The organism is Xenorhabdus stockiae (assembly GCF_002632825.1).
Taxonomy (GTDB): domain Bacteria; phylum Pseudomonadota; class Gammaproteobacteria; order Enterobacterales; family Enterobacteriaceae; genus Xenorhabdus; species Xenorhabdus stockiae.
Window position 1 is genome coordinate 1 of sequence record NZ_NJAJ01000064.1, and the last position, 8,937, is coordinate 8,937.

Here is an 8,937-nt window from a genome sequence, read left to right on the forward strand (position 1 = left end):
TCGAATTGCTCTTGCGCACGAACATAAGCTAATTTATTCAGTGCCGCACTTTCACTTAAATAAGCCCGGCTAGCACCGTCAACAACATAGACTTCACGTGTTTCAATCACGACGTCAGCATTAGTGGCAACTTCTATGGGTTTTAATGTTGTCATAATAATTTCTCATTGTTGTTTATTAATATTCCAAGCCTCTGACTTGAGCTATTTCTTTACCTATTCCGAAAGCTATATCTAAAGCTATACTAAGTAAGTGAGCGCTTTGATCATCACTTTCATTTTCGAGTAATAAAGCAATATATGCTCTCAGTCCTTCTACTTTACTCGCGCTAACTTCCAATTTGTTACACAGAGATTCATTATTATTTCCCTGATTACCCCCCCCCCTGAGACTTCTTTTAAATTTTCAATTAATCCTTTCATTTGGCGGTAAATCCCTCGACACATTATATATGTATCTTCTTCACCTTCATTTTCAATTTCCACCATCATTGGAATTAATTGTAATTTAATCTCTTCTGCAATTTCGACGGCGGTTTGTAGTTTGTTTGACATATTCCACCCTAAACTTTATTCGAAGTTATTATTTAATTCAGTAAGATCTTCAAATTAACAGGTTAATAATCGCTTTAATGTTCGTAACGAAAAGTAACTATCATCCTTAATGAACTTTTTTAATTCTGGCAATAATCGTATTAGTAAAACTTCCATTTCTGCATTAATATCTAGTGCATTTTGTAAACGGATTTTATCAACAGCTGATATTTTTGTTTTCATGTTGATTGGCCTTATTGTTTATTAACTATTTGCCCCATCCAGCCATAGATTACATATACGGGAGCTAATAACCTTTTTGCTTCTTGTTCATTGAGCGCCTGAGCTTTAACGCATATAGGACGTGTTTGCTCTTTGTTGGCGCGCTCAATTGCAGCGAATAGAAAAATCTTCATGGTTTGCCTGTTGTAAATTTAAATTATTGTTCATCGGAAATAATAAATTCACTCTATAATCCCTATTTAATTGCTAAATGGTTTTAATTCTCCTCTTCAAGAAACCAGCTAGATATGTCAGCACTGAGTTCGCTAGCTAAATCTATCAAGACAGCAATATCCGTAGGCTCCATTGTTTTATTATGTTTAGATAACATTGCTAATATAGTGCTGGATTGAGCTGCTTTTTTTTCAATTTCTTTAGTTTTGGTTAACATAAGGTGCCCTCAAAAAAAACTAACACGATTCATTCTATGTGTGTACAAATAATACGTATTGTATTTAGATGGATCAACAAGTATTTATGCTTAAAATACACAGTCATTCTTAGTTAATTGATTTTTAAGGATAATCTCTTTGAGGATAATGTTATAAATGTGCTTTTCATCACATAAATAAGTTAAAGAGTATAAAAAAACCCTCAACATGAGGGTTATATAAAACGATAAGCGATGTAAAAAAGGCAGGGCGTTCAGTTAAGCATTACAGCGTACCAAAATATCTTCCCGATAATATTTACGTCATTCTGGTCGGTTATCTCATCTTCGTACTCATCGCGGTTATAACTTCGGATAAGTAACTTTCCACCCGGTTTTCGATGCAAGCATTTGATTCTCTTTAATCCATCTTGCTCAATCGCATAAATCTTTCCGTCAATAATATTTTTGTTTGCTGTGTCGATAGCTACAGTTGCACCATCTGGTATTATTGGCCCCATACTATCGCCTCTCGCAGGAAAACAAAGGATTGTGGAGCCATCACTGGGTGCACCAATTCGTCTTAATGTTGCTTTAGAGAACCTTAACTTAAAGCCGTTGTAATCCATATCTACGCATTTACCGCTGCCACACGCAAATTCAATATCTTTTAAGAACGGAACTTCTACTTCATCGCCATCTAATGGGGTTTCGCTATCCCATGGCGCGATAGTTGTCCACTCACTTTCTGGAGGGATTTCTGATGCAGGATGATGCCTTGATGCATCACTTAGTTTTGGTTCACCAACGCCATTTAAAAGCCAGTCAAGAGAATATCCAAGCTGTTCACTGATATCTTGCGCCGCCTCCCTGCTAATAGAATTCCTACTCAACCAGTTATTTACCGTTTGAGCGCTAACATTTAATAATCCTGCTAACTCTCTTTGGTTCAATTTTTCTCTGAATAGGATGGTTTTTAGTCTATCTTTCAAAAGATTAGTTTTATTTCTATGATCGATATCAAAATGAGCGTTTAGTGTTGGTTCGCTTTCTTCTGCGTGAGTTACTAGGCCTTTTGAATCAAAACTAACATTATCAAGTCCTATAGCTTTCATTAACGCCATAATCACTTCAACAGAGGGTATCCTCCTTCCGTTTAGCCAATGTCCAATCGCTCCTTGGGTAACATCCAAAGATTCAGCCAGTCTTTCTTGGGATATCCCTAATTTTCTCATTCTGGACTTTGCCAGCTCATACCATATTTCTTTCATGTATTAATTCTCTTTTTGATTTATGAATATCTCAATATACATTATGTATTGATTATACACACAATGGCGTATATTATCCTCACCATGGAGGAAAATTATGAACTCGATAAAAAAATACAGAAAAATAGCAAAGCTAAAACAAAAGGATTTAGCTGAGTTAGTTGGATTAACACCTTCTGCCATCAGCCATTATGAAACAGGAATTAGAGTACCAGACATAATTATTTCTAAAAGATTAATTCATGCTCTGGAGGAAAAAGGGGTGAAATGCAGTCTGGATCAACTTTTTGCAGATGAAGTCGTTCAAGCCCACGAACTACGCCCTGATCTGCCTAAAGTCTTCCCGCCACCTGAGAGGGAGTGATGTTTCCTGATTACACCAAAGTGACCATGCTATCGCATTTTGACCCTGACGATGGCACATGGATACAGGAGATACTGGGAAGGTTACAAAAAGAACATCGATAAAAGTTGTCTGGAGGGTGTCATGTGTAACGTTATAAAAATTGAGGATTACAAGCGGAGAGCTAAAGAGCTTTTGCTGCACTTGCCAAAAGAAGACGGATTTACCTTCATTCCAAACCAATTTCTTGAAGATCTCCTTAAAGAAGATTTTTCGGTAGATCAATTCAACGAAATTCTCGGAACCTTCAGACCGGAGGTTGCAAATGGGTAGCCCGGCATTAAATAACGTCATTCAGTTGAGGCCAGCAACCTTTGAGATGGAGAGTCGAGTGGCCAATATAGACGATGGATATACGAAGCTTGCAAATAATCTCTATGAAGAATTAATTGGAGCAAATCTAACCAGAAACCAAGCTAAAGTCGCTCATGCTATTTGCAGAAAAACATACGGCTTCAATAAAAAAGTGGACAGAATTTCAGATAGTCAGCTGAGCCAGTTAACCAGACTACCAAGACAGAAAGTAAACAAGGCAAAGAACGAGCTTATCAACATGAAAGTGATAGTAAAAGTTGGAATGATGATAGGGCCAAACAAGAACCTTTCTGAATGGGAAATTCCAGACTGTCACCAGAATAGTGACTTTGTCACCAAAACCGTGACAAAAAGTGTCACCAAAAGCGTGACAGGGTTGTCACCAAAACAGGGACACACAAAAGAAACTATTACAAAAGAAAAGAAAGATAATAATACACCCCTTACCCCTCACGAGGGGAATGTGGATGAGGTTGCTAAACCTAAAAAGCGAAAACCTACCCCAAAAATCAACTACGACGAATATCTCAATGCTTACAACGAAGAGGTCGGTGACAGACTCCCTCACGCTGTGGAGGCCAATACCAAGCGCCAAAGAGCCTTAAATAAAATCATTCCAAAGCTAGCCACTCCGAATGTTAACGGTTGGAGAGCTTACGTCAGGGCATTTGTTGGCATGGCTCGACCATTTTACTTCGGGGAGAGTAATCGGGGCTGGACGGCTGATATTGATTTTTTGCTAAGAGAAACAACGCTGACAGGCGTTCGTGAAGGGAAATTTGCGGGGAAAGGTGATGACTGATTATATCGAAAACTACCATGAGTACGAAGCCAGCGTGATTGGCGGCTTGCTGATTAGCGGGTTATCACAGGATGCCAGCGACGTACTGGCAACGCTAGAACCGGAAGTGTTTCACTCAAGATTCTACCGTGAGATGTTCAGGATCATTCGCTCACAAGCAAAAACGCGAGGGATGATTGATTCTCTGATGGTAGCTGATGCAATGGGAGAAGATCACTTCGTCAACGTCATGGTGATAGCTAAAAATTGTCCCAGTGCTGCTAACCTGAAAGGCTATGCAAACATGGTTTCAGCCAATCATGAACGCAGGAAAATGATTGAGCTGATGGACGAAGCCAGAGAGCGCATTTTGACTGGCACGATTGAGAATGCGGCGGAGTCGATGGATTGGTTTATCTCTCAGGCAATGGAAGTTCGAAAGCCACGCGATGAAATCAGGCCATTGCATGTTTCTGAGTTATTAGACGATTACACCGAAGTACTGGAAAAGCGACTCAAGAACGGCGAGCAGTCCGATACCTTGAAGACCGGCATTGATGAGCTGGACGAGATAACAGGCGGTATCAACCCGGTCGATCTGGTGATTGTTGCTGCCCGTCCCGGCATGGGTAAAACAGAGTTCGCTCTGAAAGTCGCGGAGGGTGTCGCAAGTCAGAAAGTCACCGGCACTGACCAGAAGCGCGGCGTGTTGATTTTCTCAATGGAAATGGACTCTCAGCAGATTATTGAACGTCAGTTAGCGGGTGCATCCAGTCTGGCTGTCTCAGCCTTGCGAAACCCCGCCAGAATGGACGACGAAGGCTGGGCGAGAGTGGCAGGCGGTATTGGCAGGCTGCAAGGGTTAGATGTATGGGTTGTTGATGCGAGTAAGCTAACGGTCGAGCAAATAATGTCTATTGCTAAGCGTCACAAGAAAGCACATCCGGCACTGTCTCTTATCATGGTGGATTATTTAGGTCTAATTGATAAGCCAAAGGCAGAGCGAAATGATCTGGCAGTCGCCCATATTTCAGCCAGTTTAAAGCGGTTGGCAAAAGACACTCATACTCCAGTTATTGCCTTAAGCCAATTGTCTCGTGATGTTGAGAAGCGCACCAATAAACGCCCGGTAAATGCAGATTTGCGCGATTCTGGCAGTGTTGAGCAGGACGCGGACAGCATCATTATGTTGTATCGTGAGGCCGTATACGAAGAAAATTCCCCCGCTGCACCCTACGCAGAAATTATCGTCACCAAAAACAGGTTTGGTCAGCTTGGTACGGTTTACCAACGATTCCGTAATGGTCACTTTGTTTCGGTTGATCAGGAAGAGGCCGCCAAAGTCTGCCAGAACACCGATAACAAGCCACACAAACGTTTTGCTAAAGGAGCAAATGTATGAGGAAGATTACCTTAAAAGTCCATTATCAAAAAGAAATTCATCCATTCATTTGTTATGTGGAAGGTGAAACGGTCATTGATGAACTAAAAGATCTGGAGGGATTTATGCGACTCGCGCCAGAAATAAAAAGGGAGGGAGATTATTTGTTCACTTTCTCTTTTAAGTATGAAGATGGTGCTACTGATAATGGCTGGGAGTATGAATTGAGCGCATTCTACCCAATGGATGATGACGGAAAAGTTTCAGAAACACAGCTGATGTGAAGACGAAACCATACAAACTAAACATTATAGTCATCAAGCCGTGAGAGGCAGCATAATGACGGACAACTTAGTACACAAAGCACTTTTTACTATTCCTGAACCGACTTACAGCACTGAACTAGCCACGGTCAAACCGCTACCCGTTCAGCGTAAGATCACGGGTAACAAACAGGTAGATGCTTACCTGTGGGTATTGGCGGTCATTAAGACCAATGAACCTGCCCACTTTGAGGCCGCTGAAGCCGCACTGAAAAAACTTAAAATAACCCCGAAAGAGGCGCAGCAGAAATATTCTGACTATCTGATGAAAACCGGTGCGCACCCGTTTCAGGTTGCTTTTGGCTCTATCGGCATGGATAACCCGCAAAGCTACCTTGATCGGGCGAAAGCACAGGTTGAGAAAGCCAGTCAGGTCAGGGGGGTTTTTGCTACTTATGAAGCAGCGTTGGAACTGACCGAGCCGGAAAAATTAATGCTGGTCGGTGAGCTAGCTGAAATTTATGAGTCCGGCTACTACTGGAATGAAAAGGAGTTGGCGGAAGGGTGTATGCATGGTGATCGCATTATCGAAACTGAGAAATTGCGTCAGGCTACAGCAAAAGGCTTTGCCGAGCAGCTACCTGAACCGCACACCTTGTCTGATGTGGTCCGTGAGTGTCTGTATTGGAGCTGGTTATATCAGATGCGCAATGTGGCGGATAAAGAGTTGTATCCGGACGGATTCGGTGATGCTGATCGGTACTATATCTATGACCGGGAAGAGTATATCGAAAAGAAACTCGCCACCATTCAGCCTGTGAGTCGTCAGGAAGCGATTGAGGTTTGTAAGTGGGTATTAGGGGAAGAGCGGTTCCATGATCGTGCGCTGACCGACAGGATTATCCTCAATCTGGTGGGAGAGTGTGCAGATGCGTGATATTCAGATGGTATTGGAACGCTGGGGAGCATGGGCGGCAGCAGACAATAGCGATGTAGATTGGTCGCCAATAGCCGCAGGTTTTAAAGGATTGCTACCATACACCAGTAAATCACGCCTCCAATGTACAGATGATGAAGGAATCATGGTTGATGGTTGTGTCGCCAGACTCAAAAAGCATCGTCCCGATGAATACGAGCTAGTTATATTGCATTACGTATATGGTATTTCACTGAGAAAGATAGCGAAATGGCGAAAGTGCTCAGATGGAACTGTGCGGAAAGAAATCCAAATGGCGGAAGGATTTATTAATGGAGTATTTTGTGTGATTCATACCTCTTAAATAATAGTGAGAGAGGTTTTTCCTCTCTCATTTAGAGTGATGGGAATATGATTTTTAGCTTCCTCCAGCAATTAATAAATGTAATTAATGATAAGATAAAAAAAGAAAACCCCAGAATCAGAAAGATATAATCAATAGGTCTGCCTAATATTTCCAACTTGGGAGACAGGAACATAGCTATCATAGGGAATAAACAAGCCAATATAAGAGTAAATCCGGTAGATAATAATTTATTTATTATTGCAGGCAAGATGTTATTTCTTTTTAATGCACTAATGGCGCTGTCTTTCCTGTTGTCTCCATTACTAAAGATAGATATTGAAGCCAACACAAAGCCAAATAAAATACCTGATATTGTTGATAACACACCTGCTATGGTTAATATTTCTACGTGTGGTATAGGCTTAAATAATTTACCACTAATAATAGTGATGACTAATAGTAATAACATTTTTAAAATAACACTAATTTTTTTCATTAGCCATCCTTCTATTGAGGTTTATTCTCTAAGATTCATATTGGGAAATATAGTTTTTGTATTCAATTTTAGCTGAAATCATAGCTGTCCTGATATCGGAATCAGAAAGGTAAGCACCTATTACATTAATTCTTTTTTTTGCAACTAGAACCTGCTCTAAAAGGCTTTTTGGTTTGGGGTCAGAGGGTTCCGTGATCTCAGCCTTTTTGATTTTCAGTCCGCCGGAACCGATGGAAAATAATTCCAATAGTTCTCTTATGCTTGATTTTATATCTTGAGATAAGTAACTAAATCCTTTGTTTTTCGGCCTTGCTCTACCTCGCAAATATAACTTTAAATGAGAGCCACCTAAACCGGAAACCATTGAAATTATTTGTTTTGATAAATTATTTTCAAGATTATAGTTTGCTGCATTGAAATTTCTGGGAGCTGCAATTGTAAGATCACAGCTACGAAGGATGCTATTATTTTCAAGTAGCTCTTTCATGCTATCTTCTTTCCATATTGCTTCAAAATAAATTTGAGACTCTATTTTTTCACGGAGCAAAGATGCTAAATCGTTGGCTTTTGGGCCTAGATGGTTCAATGATAAAACTAAAATATCATTTTGGTAGTAGTACAAAAAATACGTTCTCTCTGTAATCCAGTCTTTTTCTCCTAAAGGTATGGATCTTTCACTCCTTGTTTCACTGTCTTCAATAAAAGGAAGAAGTGTATCCCTAGAGTGAGATATATAACCAAAGTAAAAGTTTACTTTTTCATCTTTTTCCAATAATACAATTTTAAGGTTATTACTAATTTTGGTTGAGTAATAAGCTTTAGGTAAAGTTTCATTTGTATCATTGTATATTTGATCAAAGGCAAGATTGGCACTAGGGATCCCATTACCTCTGTCATGATCACTTGTAAAAAAACCAACCCTTATTGTTCGTGTTTTACTGATTTTTTTTGCAGTCATCCGCATATTCCTAGAAAACTATCAATAATTTCATAATAGATTTTTAAACTTTACAACGATAAATTTTAAATTCCACTAACGCGTACGCAAAAATGCTGCTATTGTGATAAGAGTGATAGCAATGTCACACAGCTTATTAATTTCAGACCTCGCACTCGCGGGGTTTTTTGTTTGCGTCAAAAGTAATATCCTAGACAACCATCTATGTCATTTGCTGACCGTTCACACTTGTTAAAATCTCGCCGCACGGGGGTGAATGAGACTTTAATCGCGTGAGCGGTCAGCCAATGGCGTAGTAGGAATAAATTTAAGTGGTTAGAATAGGGGTGGTCAACGCCTATATTGTAGTTAAATCAATATATTAAGTGTGATTTTAGGCGTTTAGGTCAACATGCTGATCGCCACGGATTAAGCCCATACCAGTACCAAACTTCAAATATACACCTCACTGAATCACGCACTCGACTAACAGACAAACTTTATCATGCGCCACCTTATTTTAAGGCGTATTGATTCTGTTACAGGCTATTCAATTGAGATAAGAACCTGACCTCAGTAATATTAACTGGCTAGTTAGCAGTAGGATGAAATGACCTTTAACGAATAATAAAGTGAGGTGTTT

General features: G+C 40.1%; 13 protein-coding genes and 1 pseudogene. 7 read left to right on the top strand and 7 right to left on the bottom strand.

Features of this window, described 5'->3' with window-relative positions; translation table 11 throughout:
* Positions 1–314: 314 nt before the first annotated feature.
* The 5 genes and pseudogenes from Xsto_RS19260 to Xsto_RS22630 all read right to left on the bottom strand — a co-directional run.
* Positions 315–554, bottom strand: coding sequence for a hypothetical protein (locus Xsto_RS19260; protein WP_099126126.1), 240 nt, complete (start codon positions 552–554; stop codon positions 315–317).
* A gap of 233 nt (positions 555–787) precedes the next feature.
* Positions 788–949 (bottom strand): host cell division inhibitor Icd-like protein, encoded by a 162-nt coding sequence (locus Xsto_RS21265; RefSeq protein WP_141554545.1) that lies wholly within the window; start codon positions 947–949, stop codon positions 788–790.
* Between the two features lie 83 nt (positions 950–1,032).
* Positions 1,033–1,206, bottom strand: a complete 174-nt coding sequence (locus tag Xsto_RS21700; protein ID WP_169926699.1) for a hypothetical protein — start codon at positions 1,204–1,206, stop codon at positions 1,033–1,035.
* A gap of 254 nt (positions 1,207–1,460) precedes the next feature.
* Entirely contained in the window at positions 1,461–2,177 is a 717-nt protein-coding gene (locus tag Xsto_RS19265; RefSeq protein WP_244590462.1) for a LexA family transcriptional regulator, read from the bottom strand.
* Between the two features lie 114 nt (positions 2,178–2,291).
* Positions 2,292–2,456 (bottom strand): annotated as a pseudogene (locus Xsto_RS22630) (helix-turn-helix transcriptional regulator); the annotation flags it as partial.
* Positions 2,457–2,553: 97 nt separating this feature from the next.
* Here Xsto_RS22630 and Xsto_RS19270 point away from each other — a divergent pair.
* The 7 genes from Xsto_RS19270 to Xsto_RS19300 all read left to right on the top strand — a co-directional run bounded on the left by Xsto_RS19270 (position 2,554) and on the right by Xsto_RS19300 (position 6,879).
* Entirely contained in the window at positions 2,554–2,820 is a 267-nt protein-coding gene (locus Xsto_RS19270; RefSeq protein ID WP_099126127.1) for a helix-turn-helix transcriptional regulator, read from the top strand.
* Positions 2,821–2,943: 123 nt separating this feature from the next.
* Positions 2,944–3,132, top strand: coding sequence for a hypothetical protein (locus Xsto_RS19275; RefSeq protein WP_099126128.1), 189 nt, complete (start codon positions 2,944–2,946; stop codon positions 3,130–3,132).
* Positions 3,125–3,976, top strand: a complete 852-nt coding sequence (locus Xsto_RS19280; RefSeq protein WP_422646219.1) for a replication protein — start codon at positions 3,125–3,127, stop codon at positions 3,974–3,976. The genes Xsto_RS19275 and Xsto_RS19280 overlap by 8 nt, the downstream gene beginning before the upstream one ends.
* Positions 3,969–5,357, top strand: coding sequence for a replicative DNA helicase (locus tag Xsto_RS19285; RefSeq protein ID WP_099126129.1), 1,389 nt, complete (start codon positions 3,969–3,971; stop codon positions 5,355–5,357). Before Xsto_RS19280 ends, Xsto_RS19285 begins: the two co-directional genes overlap by 8 nt.
* Positions 5,354–5,620, top strand: coding sequence for a hypothetical protein (locus Xsto_RS19290; protein ID WP_099126130.1), 267 nt, complete (start codon positions 5,354–5,356; stop codon positions 5,618–5,620). Before Xsto_RS19285 ends, Xsto_RS19290 begins: the two co-directional genes overlap by 4 nt.
* A 52-nt stretch (positions 5,621–5,672) precedes the next feature.
* Positions 5,673–6,536, top strand: coding sequence for a helix-turn-helix domain-containing protein (locus Xsto_RS19295; RefSeq protein ID WP_169926701.1), 864 nt, complete (start codon positions 5,673–5,675; stop codon positions 6,534–6,536).
* A complete protein-coding gene (locus Xsto_RS19300; RefSeq protein WP_099126132.1) occupies positions 6,529–6,879 on the top strand; it encodes an antiterminator Q family protein in 351 nt (116 codons plus the stop codon). The genes Xsto_RS19295 and Xsto_RS19300 overlap by 8 nt, the downstream gene beginning before the upstream one ends.
* A gap of 31 nt (positions 6,880–6,910) precedes the next feature.
* Here Xsto_RS19300 and Xsto_RS21705 read toward each other — a convergent pair whose 3' ends face one another.
* Positions 6,911–7,357: a hypothetical protein gene (locus tag Xsto_RS21705; RefSeq protein ID WP_169926700.1), complete on the bottom strand. Its 447-nt coding sequence runs from the start codon at positions 7,355–7,357 to the stop codon at positions 6,911–6,913.
* A gap of 28 nt (positions 7,358–7,385) precedes the next feature.
* Positions 7,386–8,315 (bottom strand): DUF6731 family protein, encoded by a 930-nt coding sequence (locus Xsto_RS19310; protein ID WP_099126134.1) that lies wholly within the window; start codon positions 8,313–8,315, stop codon positions 7,386–7,388.
* Positions 8,316–8,937 lie beyond the last annotated feature (622 nt).

Bases quoted from the DNA above. Each gene is read 5' to 3' on its own strand.
- Xsto_RS19260 (WP_099126126.1), bottom strand. From the start codon at position 554: ATGTCAAACAAACTACAAACCGCCGTCGAAATTGCAGAAGAGATTAAA.
- Xsto_RS21265 (WP_141554545.1), bottom strand. From the start codon at position 949: ATGAAGATTTTTCTATTCGCTGCAATTGAGCGCGCCAACAAAGAGCAA.
- Xsto_RS21700 (WP_169926699.1), bottom strand. From the start codon at position 1,206: ATGTTAACCAAAACTAAAGAAATTGAAAAAAAAGCAGCTCAATCCAGC.
- Xsto_RS19270 (WP_099126127.1), top strand. From the start codon at position 2,554: ATGAACTCGATAAAAAAATACAGAAAAATAGCAAAGCTAAAACAAAAG.
- Xsto_RS19275 (WP_099126128.1), top strand. From the start codon at position 2,944: ATGTGTAACGTTATAAAAATTGAGGATTACAAGCGGAGAGCTAAAGAG.
- Xsto_RS19280 (WP_422646219.1), top strand. From the start codon at position 3,125: ATGGGTAGCCCGGCATTAAATAACGTCATTCAGTTGAGGCCAGCAACC.
- Xsto_RS19285 (WP_099126129.1), top strand. From the start codon at position 3,969: ATGACTGATTATATCGAAAACTACCATGAGTACGAAGCCAGCGTGATT.
- Xsto_RS19290 (WP_099126130.1), top strand. From the start codon at position 5,354: ATGAGGAAGATTACCTTAAAAGTCCATTATCAAAAAGAAATTCATCCA.
- Xsto_RS19300 (WP_099126132.1), top strand. From the start codon at position 6,529: ATGCGTGATATTCAGATGGTATTGGAACGCTGGGGAGCATGGGCGGCA.
- Xsto_RS21705 (WP_169926700.1), bottom strand. From the start codon at position 7,357: ATGAAAAAAATTAGTGTTATTTTAAAAATGTTATTACTATTAGTCATC.
- Xsto_RS19310 (WP_099126134.1), bottom strand. From the start codon at position 8,315: ATGACTGCAAAAAAAATCAGTAAAACACGAACAATAAGGGTTGGTTTT.